The sequence below is a fragment of the Enterobacter sp. RHBSTW-00901 genome, assembly GCF_014103115.1.
Taxonomy (GTDB): Bacteria; Pseudomonadota; Gammaproteobacteria; order Enterobacterales; family Enterobacteriaceae; genus Enterobacter; species Enterobacter cloacae_P.
In genome coordinates, this window is sequence record NZ_JABXPB010000001.1 from 2,812,971 (window position 1) to 2,829,092 (window position 16,122).

Annotated in this window: 19 protein-coding genes; 5 read left to right on the top strand and 14 right to left on the bottom strand. The window is 56.2% G+C overall.

Translation table 11 applies throughout. The features are described 5' to 3' along the window. Window positions 1–15: 15 nt before the first annotated feature. Entirely contained in the window at window positions 16–1,104 is a 1,089-nt protein-coding gene (locus HV318_RS13555) for an AAA family ATPase (protein WP_182273148.1), read from the top strand. A 28-nt stretch (window positions 1,105–1,132) separates the two neighbouring features. On the opposite strand, the gene HV318_RS13560 is transcribed toward HV318_RS13555, so the two are convergent. The 4 genes from HV318_RS13560 to HV318_RS13575 form a co-directional block, all read right to left on the bottom strand. After that, window positions 1,133–2,086, bottom strand: coding sequence for a GlxA family transcriptional regulator (locus HV318_RS13560; protein WP_182273149.1), 954 nt, complete (start codon window positions 2,084–2,086; stop codon window positions 1,133–1,135). Between the two features lie 26 nt (window positions 2,087–2,112). Further along, entirely contained in the window at window positions 2,113–2,892 is a 780-nt protein-coding gene (locus HV318_RS13565; protein ID WP_182273150.1) for an MBL fold metallo-hydrolase, read from the bottom strand. 124 nt (window positions 2,893–3,016) lie between these two features. Beyond that, window positions 3,017–3,817: a lipoprotein NlpA gene (gene nlpA / locus HV318_RS13570; RefSeq protein WP_524537206.1), complete on the bottom strand. Its 801-nt coding sequence runs from the start codon at window positions 3,815–3,817 to the stop codon at window positions 3,017–3,019. Window positions 3,818–3,945: 128 nt separating this feature from the next. After that, window positions 3,946–4,365, bottom strand: coding sequence for a GNAT family N-acetyltransferase (locus HV318_RS13575; RefSeq protein WP_182273151.1), 420 nt, complete (start codon window positions 4,363–4,365; stop codon window positions 3,946–3,948). Window positions 4,366–4,548: 183 nt separating this feature from the next. Here HV318_RS13575 and HV318_RS13580 point away from each other — a divergent pair, with 183 nt between their 5' ends. Both HV318_RS13580 and HV318_RS13585 read left to right on the top strand, forming a co-directional pair. Further along, entirely contained in the window at window positions 4,549–4,845 is a 297-nt protein-coding gene (locus HV318_RS13580; RefSeq protein ID WP_182273152.1) for a YicS family protein, read from the top strand. Window positions 4,846–4,952: 107 nt separating this feature from the next. Continuing rightward, a complete protein-coding gene (locus HV318_RS13585; protein WP_182273153.1) occupies window positions 4,953–5,858 on the top strand; it encodes a DMT family transporter in 906 nt (301 codons plus the stop codon). On the opposite strand, the gene HV318_RS13590 is transcribed toward HV318_RS13585, so the two are convergent. The 5 genes from HV318_RS13590 to HV318_RS13610 all read right to left on the bottom strand — a co-directional run bounded on the left by HV318_RS13590 (window position 5,859) and on the right by HV318_RS13610 (window position 8,786). After that, window positions 5,859–6,125, bottom strand: coding sequence for a Txe/YoeB family addiction module toxin (locus HV318_RS13590; protein ID WP_020686436.1), 267 nt, complete (start codon window positions 6,123–6,125; stop codon window positions 5,859–5,861). Beyond that, on the bottom strand, window positions 6,100–6,372 hold the full coding sequence (locus HV318_RS13595) for a type II toxin-antitoxin system Phd/YefM family antitoxin (protein ID WP_182273154.1): 273 nt from the start codon (window positions 6,370–6,372) through the stop codon (window positions 6,100–6,102). Before HV318_RS13595 ends, HV318_RS13590 begins: the two co-directional genes overlap by 26 nt. An 80-nt stretch (window positions 6,373–6,452) precedes the next feature. Next, on the bottom strand, window positions 6,453–7,643 hold the full coding sequence (gene nepI / locus HV318_RS13600; RefSeq protein ID WP_182273155.1) for a purine ribonucleoside efflux pump NepI: 1,191 nt from the start codon (window positions 7,641–7,643) through the stop codon (window positions 6,453–6,455). Between the two features lie 65 nt (window positions 7,644–7,708). Beyond that, a complete protein-coding gene (locus HV318_RS13605; RefSeq protein ID WP_182273156.1) occupies window positions 7,709–8,236 on the bottom strand; it encodes an SRPBCC family protein in 528 nt (175 codons plus the stop codon). A 97-nt stretch (window positions 8,237–8,333) separates the two neighbouring features. Beyond that, the gene (locus tag HV318_RS13610) at window positions 8,334–8,786 is read right to left on the bottom strand and encodes a DUF1198 domain-containing protein (protein WP_182273157.1); all 453 of its coding nucleotides are present in this window, start codon (window positions 8,784–8,786) and stop codon (window positions 8,334–8,336) included. A gap of 99 nt (window positions 8,787–8,885) precedes the next feature. On the opposite strand from HV318_RS13610, the gene HV318_RS13615 reads away from it, so the two are divergent. After that, complete coding sequence (locus HV318_RS13615) at window positions 8,886–9,788, top strand: LysR family transcriptional regulator (protein WP_182273158.1); 903 nt, start codon at window positions 8,886–8,888, stop codon at window positions 9,786–9,788. Window positions 9,789–9,937: 149 nt separating this feature from the next. Next, window positions 9,938–10,738 carry an MBL fold metallo-hydrolase gene (locus HV318_RS13620; RefSeq protein WP_182273159.1) on the top strand — a complete coding sequence of 267 codons (801 nt, stop codon included), beginning with the start codon at window positions 9,938–9,940 and terminating at the stop codon, window positions 10,736–10,738. Window positions 10,739–10,801: 63 nt separating this feature from the next. Here HV318_RS13620 and uhpT read toward each other — a convergent pair whose 3' ends face one another. From uhpT to ilvN, 5 genes are all read right to left on the bottom strand, one after another. Next, a complete protein-coding gene (gene uhpT / locus HV318_RS13625) occupies window positions 10,802–12,199 on the bottom strand; it encodes a hexose-6-phosphate:phosphate antiporter UhpT (protein WP_182273160.1) in 1,398 nt (465 codons plus the stop codon). 142 nt (window positions 12,200–12,341) lie between these two features. Further along, window positions 12,342–13,661: an MFS transporter gene (locus HV318_RS13630; RefSeq protein WP_182273161.1), complete on the bottom strand. Its 1,320-nt coding sequence runs from the start codon at window positions 13,659–13,661 to the stop codon at window positions 12,342–12,344. A gap of 9 nt (window positions 13,662–13,670) precedes the next feature. Further along, complete coding sequence (gene uhpB / locus HV318_RS13635) at window positions 13,671–15,170, bottom strand: signal transduction histidine-protein kinase/phosphatase UhpB (RefSeq protein ID WP_182273162.1); 1,500 nt, start codon at window positions 15,168–15,170, stop codon at window positions 13,671–13,673. After that, on the bottom strand, window positions 15,167–15,760 hold the full coding sequence (uhpA, locus tag HV318_RS13640) for a response regulator transcription factor UhpA (protein ID WP_182273163.1): 594 nt from the start codon (window positions 15,758–15,760) through the stop codon (window positions 15,167–15,169). Before uhpA ends, uhpB begins: the two co-directional genes overlap by 4 nt. Before the next feature lie 73 nt (window positions 15,761–15,833). Further along, window positions 15,834–16,121 (bottom strand): acetolactate synthase small subunit, encoded by a 288-nt coding sequence (gene ilvN, locus HV318_RS13645; RefSeq protein ID WP_182273164.1) that lies wholly within the window; start codon window positions 16,119–16,121, stop codon window positions 15,834–15,836. Window position 16,122 lies beyond the last annotated feature (1 nt).

Genomic DNA, 16,122 nt, shown 5'->3' on the forward strand with positions numbered 1-16,122 from the left:
AGGAGCCCTTCACCGATGATCAACACCCTGCACATTGAAAACTACCGCTCGATTCGCGACATGTCGCTGGAACTGGAGCAGCTCAACATCGTCTTCGGCCCGAACGGCACCGGAAAATCAAATATCTACAAGGCGATCCACCTGATACACAGCGCGGCTCAGGGGCAGTTTTCCCAGGCGCTGGCGAACGAAGGCGGAATTCTGAAGGTGTTCTGGGCAGGCAAAACCCGCAGCGACCAGCTTCGGCGCATGAATCTGGCAGTGGAAACAGAAACCTACGAATACGAATTGCAGGTGGGCTTTGTTGAGAGGCTGCCGTATGCCTCGCAGTTTCAGCTCGACCCGGTGATCAAAGAAGAGTCCATCTGGCTGAGCGGCCAGCATCGCCGACCGTCATCACAGTTGATGAAACGTAAGAATCAGGCCGTGTTCCTGAATAATGTGCATCACGAAAAAGTGACCCACAGCGGCACGCTGTATGAGAACGAATCGGTGTTCGGGCAACTCGGCGAACCGCACCTCTACCCGGAAGTGTCGCAGATGCGCGAGTCCCTGCGTAACTGGCGTTTTTATCACGAATTTTCCGTCTCATCCGGTTCGGCTATCCGTGCGCCGCAGGTCGGTTTCCGCTCCCCGGTGCTGGCCGGAGACGGCGCGAACCTGGCGGCAGCGTTTCAGACCATTGTCGAGATTGGCGACGAGCTGCTGCTGATGCGCATCCTCGACCAGGCCTTCCCCGGCTGCGTGTTTTACAGCGACAACTCAGGTGGACGCTTCCGGATGATGATGCAGCGCGAAGGGTTAAGCAGGCCGCTGGAACCGGCAGAGTTCTCCGACGGCACACTGCGTTTTCTGTGCCTGACGGTGGCGTTGTTAAGCCCACGCCCGCCTGCGTTTATCGCCCTCAATGAACCGGAAAACAGCCTGCATCCGCAAATGCTGCCTGCGCTGGCGAGCTTAATTGCCGAAGCCAGCCGCTACTCGCAGATCTGGCTCACCAGCCACTCGCCGCAGCTGGCGAATTTGATTGAAAAACACCGTTCGTTTTCGCTGTATCAGCTGTCGATGGTGGAAGGGGAGACAAGGATGGAGAAGCTGGGATAATTGCCAGGTGGCGCTACGCTTACCTGGTCTACAGACGAGTCCGGAACGTCTTGCGCCACTCCGCCGGGCTGACCCCAAAGCGTGCCTTAAACTGCTGACGCCAGGTCACCGCAGAGTTAAACCCTACCAGCTCGGCCACGCTTTCAACCGGCATATTTCCGGCTTCCAGTAAGGTCTGGCTGCGCCGCAGGCGCTCGGCGGTGAGCCAGTCGGCCACGCTCATGCCCGTGGCCTTAATAAAATGGCGGGTCAGCGTGCGGCGGCTCATTGAAACAACATCGGCGAGCGAATCCAGGTTATGCGGTTCGGTAATATGCTGCTGGAGGTAGTCAATCAGGCAGTTAATCCGCGCGTCGCGGGTATCTTTTGGCACAGGCTGCGCAATAAACTGCGCCTGCCCGCCTTCGCGGTGCGGCGGCACAATCATCCGGCGGGCAATCTGGTTGGCCACCACGCTGCCAAAACGTTGACGGATGATATACAGGCAGCAATCAAGCGCGGCTGCGGTACCCGCAGAGGTGATGATGTTGTCGTCATCAACGTAAAGCGCATTGATATCCAGCTGTACGTTCGGGAAAAGCGACTGGAACTGGCGTTCGAACTCCCAGTGGGTGGCGGCACGTTTGCCGTCAAGAATGCCTGCATAACCCAGCACAAACGACCCGAGACACAGCCCGACGATTTCCGCACCGCGGTCTCTTGCCTGAACCAGGTTATCAAGCAGCGTCTGCGGTGGGCGTTCCAGCACATGTTGCCAGTAAGGCACCACGACGATATCGGCTCGCCCGATGGCTGAAAAATCCTGCGTCGCATTGAGCGCGAAACCATCTTTCGAGGTCAGAATCCCCGGTTTTTCAGCGCAGATCGTGACAGTAAAGCGCTTTTCACCGGATACGCTATCACCAAATAAAATACAGGGAACGGAGTAGTGGAACGGGCTAAACCCGTCCACCGCAACAATCGCGACGTTGATAAGCGGCATCTGTCTCTCCTTTCCCTTAGTGAGGCTCAGAATATAACGGTTTCACCGTCCTGTGGAATGCTCAGCGCATCACTAAACTGGTTAGCTTCTGCGTACTCGCGCAGTGCGCTTCGGGTCAGCAGACAGTGGTTGATGGCTTCCATATGAGCCGCCACAATCTGCGCCTGCGGCAGCAGGAAATGCACGTTAAGCACATCCTGCTCCCCCATAATGATCGGCCCGAAGCCAATCACATGCGCGTAACCGGCGTTAACGACCACCACATCCGGCTGGTGTTGTTGCAGATCGGCTGCCACTTCCTCACGCCAGATAGTATCCCCTGCGATGTAGAGCGTCTTCTCATCAGGATGACGGAAGACCACGCCACAGGCTTCACCCAGACGTTCTGCCAGTTCCGGTACCGCGTAAGCGCGGTCGGTACCGTGCTGGCCGCCGTGGGTTTTCGCAATCAGGATATCGCCAAACGCGGTCTCTTCATCCATCACCGTCAGGTTGGTAAACCCCTGGCTGCGCAACAGCGCGGCATCCTGATCGTTTTGCACATAAACCGGCTTGTCTTTGGCGATCAGCTCAATCGCGGTTTGATCCCAGTGATCGTTGTGGGTGTGGGTGACAACCACTGCATCAGCATCCAGCAGTGTGTTGACGTCCACAGGTAATTCCACCATCGGGTTGCGAATATCCGCGCGCGCCGTACCGGGAAAACCGGGATAAGCGCCTTTCGGAGCCAGCATCGGGTCAATTAAAAAGCGTTTGCCGGCGTAGGTGATCAGTTGTGTGGCATTGCGAATTTGAGTGATGTTCATGGGCTATCCTCCGGTGGGTGTGATAAGGAGAATAGCCAGACACTGCGCATTGCGATGTGGGCTAAAGGGCGATGATCGATGGAATCGGGTCAACGTGAAAAGGCGGGTTTCCCCGCCAGACGCCTTACCAGCCCGGTACCGCGCCGCCGTTAAAGAGAGTCTCCGCCGCTTTCGCCACTTCAGGTGACTGATACGACTGAATAAATTCCTTCACGTTTTCCGCGTCTTTGTTGTCTTCACGCGTCACCACGATGTTCACGTAGGGCGAGTTTTTGTCTTCGATAAAGACGCTGTTATGTACCGGAGAAAGCCCGGTTTGCTGGATGTAGGTGGTGCTGATGATGGCGACATCGACTTTCGGGTCATCCAGCACGCGCGGCAGCTGCGCACCTTCCAGCTCCATGATTTTCAGATCCTTCGGATTTGCCGTGATATCCAGCGCCGTTGGCAGCAGGCCCACGTCCGGCTTGAGGGTAATCAGCTTCTCTTTTTGCAGCAGCAACAGCGCGCGGCCAAGGTTTGTCGGGTCATTGGGGATGGCAATGGTCGCGCCGTTTTTCAGCTCAGACACGGATGTAATTTTGCGGGAATAACCGGCCATCGGGAAGACGAAGGTATTCGCCACGGCCACCAGCTTGTAATTATGCGCCTTGTTATCTTCCGCCAGGAACGGACGGTGCTGGAAGACGTTGGCATCCAGCTCGCCCTGGTTGGTGGCATCGTTGGGCAACAGTGAGCCGCTAAAGCCCACCAGCTCCACGTCCAGGCCGTATTTCTCTTTTGCCACCTTTTTGGCGACTTCCGCCACATCCTGTTCCGCGCCGTTAATCACGCCAACTTTGATGTGTTTGGCATTGCTGCCACCTTGATCGCAGCCCGCCAGCAGCAGGCCTGCAAGCACCAGGGCACTCAATTGAAATTTCACGAGGCATATCCTTTTGATGAACGTTTCAATGACTATATCGACAACGACGCGGTACGCTAAAAAATGAAAAAGAATCAATAAGAAGGATAAGTTATATGCCGGGTAACACCGCCATTCCAGGGTGCTGGTTAAAGAAGTTTGGTCAGATAGTGTCTCTGCATACCCGGGTACGGATAATCCGGCAAAGACATCTGCAGCTGATAACCCTGTTTTTCATAAAACGGACGCGCCTGGAAACTGGCCGTATCCACCAGCGCATGTCGACAGCCTTTATGCTTTGCCTCGACCTCGGCAGATTTGATCAACTGGCTACCGACCCCGGAGCCACGCGCGCCTTCGCTGACCCAGAGAAAATCGATATTTAACCACTCACCTTTACGCACGCCGATTAACCCGCCAAGCATCACACCTTTTTCGTCTCGTATGTAAACGCCGATATCCCCGCTAAAGGTCGTCAGATCCAAAAACTGCCCGTTGTAGGCTCTCAGCCCCGTTAACAGTTCGTTTTTATCCTGCTGTGTCACATTATCGGTAATGCTCAGGTGCATATTGTTCTCCTTATTTTCTGTGCATTCCTAATATTACATAGTCCTGACGCAATAAATATCTCCCTGGTATTGGGTGGGTGCTCATACGCAGGAACACGCAAATTCATACTTTCGACTTGAATCGCCCGCGTGAATGTAACTATATATTTCAGAAGAAGCATGTGACTATTACCGGAGGTTTCAATGAAATCTGCACACCTTGTTTGCCTGCTCGTCTGCCTGCTGTTTGCCGCGTTTGTCCACGCTCAGGAGAAGGACGACCCGGCGAAAGATAAACAAATAGAACAACAAGTCCTTAAGGATATTAAGAAAACCTGCACGCCACAGAAAAAGCAAAGTGATAAAGAATGGCAGGACATGATTTTGTCGTCTGAGGCCAACCGGCTGCTGATCAAAAATGCCATCACCGCCGTAAAACGTGACAACCTGGACAACTACTGGGCGGCAGTGGGTCAGGTGGATTGTATGGAAGATTATTAAGCGTGAAGCCCTGGCTTCACGCTGTTTTTTCAGAACGTTCACGATACACACCGTCGTACAAAGCTCCCATGTTATGCTAGAAAAAAATCATCATCACAGGGGAGAGCATGGGTTCCACACGTAAAGGGATGCTGAACGTCCTGATCGCTGCTGTTTTATGGGGAAGTTCAGGCGTTTGCGCGCAGTACATCATGGAGAAAAGCCAGATTTCCTCCCCGTATCTGACCATGATCCGCCTGCTGTTCACTGGCGTGATCCTGTTAACGCTCTCCTTCGTTCACGGTGACAAGATTTTCCAGGTCATCAAAAACCGCAAAGACGCCATCAGCCTGCTGATTTTCTCGCTGGTTGGCGCGCTCACCGTGCAGCTCACCTTCCTGCTGACGATTGAAAAATCCAACGCCGCCACGGCCACCGTACTGCAGTTCCTGTCGCCGACCATTATTGTGGCGTGGTTTGCACTGGCGCGGAAAAAGCGCCCGGGCGTGTTTGTCTTGTCGGCGATCATGACCTCGCTTATCGGCACTTTCCTGCTGGTTACCCACGGCGATCCGACGTCGCTCTCGATCTCGCCTGCCGCGCTGTTCTTCGGTATCGCCTCGGCGTTTGCCGCCGCGTTCTATACAACTTACCCCTCGACGCTGATCGCCCGCTACGGCACGCTGCCGATTGTCGGCTGGAGCATGTTGATTGCCGGGTTAATGCTGACGCCGTTCTACGCCGGGCGCGGCACCACGTTTGTGATCGACGGCAGCCTGCTGCTGGCATTCTTCTATCTGGTGGTGATCGGCACGGCGCTGACATTCAGCCTGTATCTGAAAGGCGCGCAGATGATTGGCGGGCCGAAGGCGAGCATTCTGAGCTGCGCTGAGCCGCTGAGCAGTGCGTTGTTGTCGGTTGTGCTGCTTGGCGTGGCGTTCACCCTGCCAGACTGGCTGGGGACGCTGCTGATCGTGTCGTCAGTCGTGCTGATTTCGATGGATTCGAGAAGGCGGGTTCAGACATCGGTGTGATTACGAATAATAGTGATAGCGACACATTAAAATGGTGAGTGCGCTATCCGTCACACCATAAACCAGACGGTCAGTATCGTTGATCCGCCGTGACCAGTATCCTGAAAGGTTGCCTTTGAGCGGTTCAGGCTTACCCAGTCCGTCAAACGGTTGACGCTTCGCATCCTCAATCAGCTTATTGATTCTACGAAGCGTCTTCTTGTCTTGTTCCTGCCACCACAGGTAATCATCCCAGCCGTTATCAGTCCAAATCAGTAGCCTGGTCATCTATCAGATCCCTCTGTGTTGTTTTTCCACTGTTTGCCTGAGCGATTGATTCCATCAGTCGGCTGGCGTTGGCTGGGGAATTCATCAGATGGATAGTCTCCATCATCGAGTTGTAATGCTGGAGAGACATGACAACCGCATCTCCACCGTTGCGGCGGCTAATGATGGTCGTTTCGACATTCTCATTCACGTCATCCAGCACATCTTTGAGTCGGCTACGTGCCTCGGTAAAAGTCACAACCTGCATACTTCCTCCTGTACAACTTACGGTACAAGTATATTGAGAAGATGGCTATTTATCAACCAATATACACGTACCCTACCCCATTACTTCGCCTTAACCTTCCCCGCCACCAGCAGCGCAGTCAGCAGCATCAGCGTGCCAGAAAGCACCAGCGGTGACGTCAGCCCCAAATGGTCCAGAGCGATGCCACCCACGGCCGCGCCGCAGGTGTTAGCCAGCTGGATCACCGCCACCTGAATCGACCCGGCTTTTTCCGCCTGATCGGCCAGTGAGCGGGTGATCCACGTCGACCAGCCGACCGGTATCAGCGCAAACGCAAAGCCCCAGATAATCGCAATCGCCGACGCGACCCACTTATCACTGCCCCACAGCACCAGCACAGTCGCGCTGATGGCCAGCACCAGCGGCGCACCCGCCAGCGCCACTTTCAGCGAGCGCTTCAGGAACTGGGACGACAGCGAGGTGCCGACAAAACTGGCGATACCGAAGCTCAGCAGCACCAGCGTCAGACCGTCGACGTCAAAACCGGCCATCGTCATATAAACGGGACGGATGTAGGTGAAAAAGGCAAACTGCCCGGCAAAAGACATAAAGATGGCGCTCATCCCCGCCAGCACCCCCGGACGCTTGAGCAGGCTGAACATGTTCTGCTTGTGATGCGCCGCCTCACCCGGCAGGGATGGCAGCGCTTTCCACACCCACAGAATGCAGAGGACACCCATCACCGCAGCCGCGTTAAACACGTTACGCCAGCCGATGATCCCGCCGAGAAAACTGCCCAGCGGCGCAGCAATCACCAGCGCAATGGAAACTGCGCCGAAAATCACGGACAGCGCTTTAGGTACCGTACGCGCAGGTACCAGACGCATGGTGAGCGAGGCGGACATTGCCCAGAAGCCACCCAACCCCAGCCCCAGACAGGCGCGGCCAAGCAGCAGCAGGGTGAAGTTATTGGCAAACGAAACCAGCAGACAGGAAGCCGTCAGCAACACGCTGAAGAGGATGACCACTTTGCGACGATCAATAGTGCCAATCACCTGGGTGATAAACAGGCTGGAGAACATCGCCACAAAGGCGGTCACCGTAACGGACTGCCCCGCCACACCTTCGGAAATGCCCAGATCCTGCGCCATTGGCGTCAGCAGGCTGACCGGTAAAAACTCAACGGTAATCAGACAGGCAACGCAGAACGCCACAGAGAAAACCGCCGACCAGTTGGGGCGTGATACCTCTTTGGTCTGCGGTCGGGTCGTGGGCTGGATATGTTCTGTCATGGCATCACCTGAAGAGTAAAACGTGCGGGAAAGTCGCGCAGTTTATCATCAAAAATGTGACGAATTTAACGTTTTGACAACTTTTCTTGCATCGCGGCATTCGCCAGCCCGACGATCCACTCCTGATGCCCGTTAATCATCGGGTTAGGTACGGTGCGCGCTAATTCCTGCGCCGGAACACCTTTCTGAGACTCCTGAGTCAGAATGCGCACGCGGTTGCCGGGCAAGTCTTCAAACAGCCAGGCGTGGATCACATCGAGACGAGCGTTCGCATCGCCTTCCACCCAACCGTGCCAGGCAATACGTGCTGCTTCACCCTCGACAGGAGGCACATATTCCGTCACCAGCGCTTCAACCGGGAAGCCGAAGGTGGTGAAACGAAAGCGGGCGTTAGCACTCAGTTCCGGGCCGCTACCGTCGTGGAAACGAATATCGTCGGCGTTGCTGTAGTAGCCCGGCCACAGGGTCGTGTCGTTGAGCTGCGCCCAAATTTCTTTCGCACTCAGCCCGGCGGCGATGATTTCGTTGGATGCAAAGTTATCGGTAGTGCCTGGCAGGTAGTCGTTCGGCCAGATAATCGCGGATTGTTTCATGGTTCACCTCATCGTGTCGTTGATGAGGTGATGGTGCGCCCGTGAGTGGTATAAATCTAATGACGATACTTTATACTCTTCATCACAATTTGTGATATCAGTGCAGGTAAAAAACGCCAGCTTCCGGCAGGAACAGCGCGTTATAGCGTAGCTGGAAAGCGTTTAGCTCCTGCGGATCTGGCTCCATTTCACGCATAAAGCCGAGCGTGAGACGGATTTGCGCATCAGTAATGGGCGAAGCCAGACGGGCTTTACGCAGCAGTCGATGCCAGGTATGCAAGTTCTCTTCACTGCCGTCGACAATGCAGACCTGCCAGATCAGCAGCACCTGCGCAGCATTTTGCAGATGGGCCTCATCCGGACGCTCAAGGTAGCGGATAAACTCGTTGCCAGGCGTTTTACCAAACTGGTCGATCATCGATTCGAGTGGAACCAGCGTGATCCCCAGACGCTCGCTTAAGCGTTTGATTGCGCGGCGTGAATCAGAGGTCAGGATCCGAAATCCGACCACAAACACCACGGCAAGCGTTGCCAGCATTATCCAGACCATGCGTTCTCCTTAGAATAGTCGCTCATCATAGCGAGAAACGCAGCGCGTCGACAGCAGGCAGCGCCATAATAGTGAACTGAAAAGAGGTGGAAAGTCGCCATGAAAGCGGATCTGCGCACGCTGGATCTTAACCTGCTGAAAACGCTGGATGCCCTGCTGGACGAACGCAGCGTCACGCGCACGGCGGCACGTCTTGCGCTTACTCAACCCGCAGTAAGCGGCATGCTCAACCGTTTGCGGGATTACTTCGACGACCCGCTGTTTGTCCGCGCCCCGCACGGCATTGTGCCGACTACACGTGCGGAAGAGCTTGCTGCTCCCGTAAAACGTATCCTGGCGGACATCGACGTGTTGTTGCAGCCCGTCTCTTTTGACCCGATCACCGCCAACCTGACTTTCACCCTTGCCGCGACCGACTACGCCCTGCGCGCGGTAGTCGTGCCATTTATCGCCGCCCTTAAAGTACAGGCCCCTTCTATCCGCGTGCGCGTCGTCCCGGTTGAGCCAGACCGCCTGGTTGCTCAACTTGAGCAGGGAAAAATCGACCTCGCCCTGCTCACACCGCACACGACGCCGGACGAACTCCACAGCCGCGCGCTTTATGATGAACGGTACGTTTGTATGATGCGTGCCGATCACCCTGATGCCGGAAAACCACTGACGCCAGACCGTTTTTGTGCGTTGGAGCATGTGCTGGTCTCTTATGAAGGTGAGGGCTTTCACGGTGTGACCGATGACGCGCTGGCGAAGATGGGCCGAAAACGCCACGTCGGGTTATCGGTGAGCAGCTTTTTGGTGCTGCCGGATGTGCTGGCCATCAGCGACATGATCGCCGTGGTGCCGGAGCGAATGGCGGAAAACCGGACGGGGATATTTGTGTGTGATACGCCTGTTGCGGTGCAGGGGTTTACCAAGAGCATGGCCTGGCATGGTCGCACACACCGAAACCCGGCGCAGGCGTGGCTGAGGCGGGTGTTGCTGGAGACCAGTCAGAGAGCGTAACCCCCTCCACCAGTACCACATGGAAATGCCCGGGATTATTCATGTTTCAGAAGTTTGAGGCGCATGGAGTAAAGCAGTATATCAATGGTGTATTGTCGATAAAAATCATACCCGCCGATAACGAATATTGACGCCAGGGAAGAGCGAACATGTCCATAAAAATCAGCGTTCTGCTGGAAAACCGACCGAACCCCAACGCTAAAAATTTACTACGGGCTAAAGCAGGGCTCAGTCTGTTGATACAGGATGAAAGAGATTCAATTCTGTTTGATACCGGACCTGATGATAGCTTTCTGCACAATGCAGGCCTGATGGGCATCGATTTGACCAGTCTAACCGCAACTGTGCTCTCGCACGGCCACTATGACCATTGTGGTGGTGTTCCGTGGTTACCTGAAAAATGCCGGATCATATGCCATCCCCAGGTAGCCAGTGAGCGCTATGCGGCAGTAAGGTTTTCAGGCTATACCGCCAGAATAAAAAAATTGTCGCTGAATAATGATTATTCACGTTATGGCATGGAATACAGCAGTACCCCACTCCATATTGGGGAACGCTTTATGTGGTCAGGAGAGATCCCTGTCGCCAAACCGCACGCCTACGGTGTTATCGGTAGCAAGAATACGAAAGTGGATTATGTAAACGATGAAGGGGTTTTGATCTATAAATCCGACCGTGGTCTGGTCATTTTTATCGGTTGTGGGCATCGGGGGCTGATTGATATTGTGCGTCACTGCCAGAGAATAACCGGCATAAATCACGTTCATGCGCTTTTCGGTGGTTTCCATCTACGCTGTGCGTCGCCACATAAGCTCTGGGCAGTCAGGCAGTTTCTGCACAACCTAAAACCAGACAACATAATGGGCTGCCATTGTACGGGTAAATGGGGCAATTTGTGGTTACCGGAAGTCGTCTCCCCGTCGACAGGGGATGTTTATGTTCTGGGTTAGGACGTGAATACGCGAATAAAAAAGCCCGGCATCACACACCGGGCAAAGAAGTCACCTGCACACTCAGGCCGCTTTCAATTTCTGCTTCTGCGCACGATTTTCACGGCGGATCTTACGTTCTTCGAGCACGGCAACCATTGCCATCAGAACGATACAGCCGATGGCTGCAGCATCCAGCGCCGCGAAGGTGCCCGCCCAGCCGGTGAGGCCGAAGATTGGCGTGCCGTCGGCGATCATCCCCAGACCGAGCTTGGCAAAGCTGTCGCCGATCAGGTAAGCGAAGGTGCCCTTAATCCCATCGGCAGCGCCGATCGCTTTTTTCGGTACGAAGCCAACGGCCGCTACGCCGATCAGCAACTGCGGGCCAAACACCAGGAAGCCAAGCGCGAACAGGGACGCCAGGTAGACGTACTGGTTACTGGCGTGTTGATAAACGCCCAGAGTGGCAATAATCAATGCCAGCGCGACGCAGGCCACCAGCGCACGACGGCCGTTGGCAAGGTCTGAGAGCCAGCCCCACAGCAGCGTGCCGACCAGCGCGCCCACTTCAAACAGGGTAAAGCCCTGGATCGCGACTTCTTTGGAGAGCTTCAGCTCCTGGAAGGCATACACGGTCGACCACTGGTCGATACCGATACGCACCACGTACAGGAAGATGTTGGAGAAGCACAGCAGCCAGATCACTTTGTTTTTCAGCACGTACTCAACAAAGATCTGCCATTTGGTCATCTCGTTTTCTTCGGTCTCTTTGTCCTCTTCGCTGACCTCCTCGCCGAACAGCTCTTCGGCTTTGCCGAGGCCGTAAGATTCAGGGGAATCACTGCCGAAGCGCAGACCGATAAAACCAACGATCAGGGCGATAATCGACGGGAAGATAAACATGCCGATCACGTGGCCGTCGAACAGGACGTTCGCCCCAAACAGCGCCACGCCTGCCGCACCCGCACCACCGAGGTTGTGGGAGATGTTCCACATCCCGAGGTAAGAGCCACGTTTACGACGCGGCGTCCATTTGGTGATGGTGGAGTAACTGCACGAGCCGCCGGTGCTCTGGAAAAAACCGCTCAGGGCATAGAAGGCGATCATCAGGAACAGGCTGACAGAGCCCGCGCCCATGCTGGCGCTAAAGCCGAGCATACAGATGGCGGAGAGGATCAGCATAAACGGCAGGAACTGCTTGGTGTTTTTACCGTCTGCGTAGTAGGAAACCAGCGTTTTACCCACGCCGTAGGTGATGGAGAAGCCCAGACCAATCATCCCCAGCTGCGTCATGCTCAGCCCGTAGGTGGAGATCATGTCATTCTGCGCGATGTTAAAGTTTTTGCGGATCAGGTACATGGTCAGGTAGCCGATAAAGACCACCAGATAGGACTGCATGAACGGTTTGAACCACATTTTGCGCCGCACATCGAGCGGCAGATCCAGGGTCGGCTTACGCACCTGGTTCAGAAAGGCCAGCATGGGTATCTCCTGAGCTGATTTTTATACCTGCGAATGGCAGGCATTGTAAAAATCAGCCGGGAGCGACGCCTGAGACACCGTCCAGGTGAAACCGGGAAAATATCTTAGTTTTGCGCCATTCGGGACGAAAAGGTGAGGCACATCACGCTTCACTGGCTCCGCGTGGCGACTGGGCATTCAAAAACGGTAGCAGCAACAGCGCCGAAATCCCGGCGGCGATGGCAATCACGGCGAAAAATCCGCTCCAGTGCCAGGTGTCGATCACCCGCGCCAGCGGCCAGCCGGAGAGCGATGCACCGAGGTAGGCAAACAGCCCAACAAAACCCGTTGCCGCACCCGCTGCCTCTTTGTGCGAGCACTCCGCCGCCGCCATGCCGATCAGCATCTGCGGGCCAAACACAAAGAAACCGGTGGTGAAGAAGCATGCCGCCTGCATCACGTAGCTGGCAAACGGCATCAGCCACAGCGAGCCAACAGAGAGCAAAATCCCGGCGGCGAAGATCAGGTTCATCGGGCCACGGTTACCGTTAAACAGCTTGTCTGAGCCCCAGCCCGCCACCAGCGCACCGATAAACCCGCCCAGCTCGAACATTGTCACCGCCGAGTTGGCGGTCACCAGATCCACGCCGAGCGTCTCGGACATGTACAGGTTGCCCCAGTCGTTGATCGCCGCACGTACCACGTAAACCAGCACGTAACACAGCGACAGCAGCCAGATGTATGGATTCAACAACACATATTTGGTGAGGATCTCTTTACGGGTCAGCCCCGCACCTTCTTGTTGCTGGGCGACTTCCAGCTCGTCGTGCCGCCAGTCCCCCACCGCAGGCAACCCCACAGTTTGCGGCCTGTCGCGCAAGCGCCAGCAGAGGAACAACCCGGCGATAATTGCCAGACCACCGGCAATCATCATCCCCACGCGCCAGCCATAGTGCAACGCCGCCGCGCCCACCACCATCGGGATCAGCGCCCCACCAACGTTATGCGCCGTGTTCCATATTGCCCACCAGCCGCCGCGCTCGTTGCGCGAGTACCAGGCGGTAAGTAAACGCGCGCAGACCGGCGCGCCCCAGCCCTGGAAAAAGGCGTTTAGCGCCCACAGCAGCGCAAACGCCCACAGCGAGGTGGAAAAGCCGAACAGGATATTTACTACGCCGGTGGCAATCAGCCCAACGCCCATAAAATAGCGGGCGTTGGAGCGGTCGCTGACGATACCGGAGAAAAACTTCGACAAGCCGTAGGTGATGTAAAACAGCGTCGCCAGCAGGCCGATATCGGTACGAGCCATCACGCCGCTGGCGAGGATTTCCGGCGCGGCGGCGTTAAAGCTTTTGCGGGTGAAGTAAAACAGCGCATAGCCGAGCCAGATGGTTGCCAGAATATGGCGTCGCCAGTAGCGATAGCGGGCATCAATTTCGGCTTTATCACTTATCGGAGCCGCATTGGCAGGCATTTTAAACATGCTCAGTCCTTATGCATAACGCAGCGGCAAACTGACGCTGACGCGCGTGCCGTGAGTGCAGGAAATCATCAGCGTACCGCCCAGCGCCGTGACGCGCTCGCGCATCCCCGCCAGGCCAAACCCCTGCTGGCCGGAACCCGGCGGTAAGCCGCAGCCATCGTCTTCAATCACCAGCATCAGGCGTTCGTCCTGTTGCCAGCCCTGCAGCGTCACCGCGCTGGCACTGGCGTGTTTAACGATATTGTTCAGCCCCTCCTGGCAGACGCGGAACAGCGTCACGCGCTGGCCTTCGCTCAGCGCCCGTTCATCAATATGCCAGTCGAGATGGCTGACGATACCGCGGCTTTCCAGCTCCATCTCACGCATCAGGGAACGCACCGCCTGCTCAAGCGACAGGTCATCCAGCTGGCGCGGGCGCAGTCTTCCGAGCAAACGACGCACCGAGTCATACACTCCAAGCGAAAGCTGTTCGATATGTGCGCCACCCTGCTTCACGCCCGTATTTTCCGCCGCCAGACGCTGAACAATACCCGCCTGAGTACGAATGGCGGTGATGGTCTGGCCGATATCGTCATGCAGCTCGCGCGCCACCTCCTGCCGGACAATCTCCTCAGTTTCCAGCAGGCGCTCCGCCAGACGACGATTACGCGCCAGCTCGGTTTGCAGGGACTGGTTCAGCTCACGCAGACGTTGAATACCCGCTCCGAGCAGCAGCCCGGTCAGGCTCTGCGCCAGCAGCGAGAGCAGTAAATCAACGGGGTGATCGTGCCAGGTCTGGCTGGCAATCAGCGCGATGGCGTTCATCAGCGTGGCGATGAGTGCCCCCTGCCAGCCGTAGTGCCAGGCAAGGGCGATGATTGGCAGCGCCAGGCAAAACGGCGTAAAGCGTGAAAGTTCAGCGGGCAGGCCAAGCTGAAGCCACAGACTCACCACAAACAGCAGCAGATACCAGATGAGATGCCGGGCTCGCCAGTTCACCGGTTGCGAAACCAGCGCCGGTCCCAGCGGCTGCCAGACGGTGCTGGTGAGATAGTGCCAGATAACCAGGCAGGTCGGCGCGAGCGTCAGGCCACCCGTGAGGGTGAGCAGAAGCGCATTGAGCATCTGCTTCTCACCAATCCACGGCAGGGATTGCAGCAGCGCGGCGGCCATCAGCGCCGCTCCCTGACGCAGCAGGGTTCGCCAGTCCCGCTGGTATCTATAGCGGGAGGTAAGCGCCACGGGAAGCAGCGTCAGCACGCTTCCGGTCATCAATAATGGCAGATGCGCCAGCGCCACTTCCTGCGCCAGCCAGACCAGCATCAGCCACTCCGCACCCAGCAGTACCGGCCAGTAGCCGCGCGGGCATTGCAACATCAGCCCCAGACGCAGACCAAACGGGAACAGCAGCACCGCCAGCTCCGGGCGTTCGACCAGATGCAGGCTGATGCTCCACAGGCAAAACCATGCGGCAGAGAAGATGAAAAAGCTGGCAACGACGGCGATCAGCCGTGAAAACACAGAGTTCATTGCCAGCTATCAAACATACGGCGTGCCAGCTCGACATCGTTGCTGACGTTGAGTTTTTCCATCAGGTTGGCGCGGTGAACATGTACGGTTTTTGGCGACAGCGCCAGCTCAGCAGCAATCTCTTTTACCGACATTCCCTGCGCGAGTTTTTCTGCCACCTGCCGCTCGCGTTTCGTCAGTGGATCCTGACGTCCTGCCGCCAGCTTGATGGCAATATCCGGCGTCAGGTAGCAGCCACCGGTCGAGACGGTGCGCACGGCGGCAATCAGCTCGTCCGGGCTACAGCGCTTGGAGAGGAACCCGCGCGCGCCCGCATTGAGCGCCTGCTCCACCAGCGCCGGGCTGTCGTGAACCGAGAGCATAATCGTCGCCATTCCTTTCGGCAGCTGGCTTAGTAGTTCCAGGCCGGAGAGATCCGGCATCGAGATATCGCAGATACAGACCTGCACCCCGCGCCCGGGCAGACCAGAAAGCGCCTCGCGGCCAGAGCCAAACTCCGCCACCACCTGAAAATCAGGTTCAAGGCTGAGAAGCTGAGCAAATCCGGAGCGGACAATCAGGTGATCGTCGATAAGGGCGATGGTGGTCATAACGCGTTCCTGGCGGATAAAAAAACGCGCTTACCTTAACGATAAGCGCGTGGGTGTTCAAGCTATGAGCGATTTATTCGAAGAACACTGCAATTTTGTTAAACATGGCGGGATCGGACTGGTTACGTGCCACATTGGTAACATCTTCCAGTTTATCGATTTGCGCGATCATCTGCTCCAGACGCTGGTCGTCGTTGACCAGTAACCAGATGCGGCTGTGCTCGCTGCCCTGAATCGGCAAGCAGAGAATACCTTCCACGTTAAACGCACGGCGGGCAAATAGCCCACAGACGTGTGTCATGACACCTGGGTGGTTGCGGACGGTGAGTTCCAGAATGACATTATCATGTTGTTTCTGCATG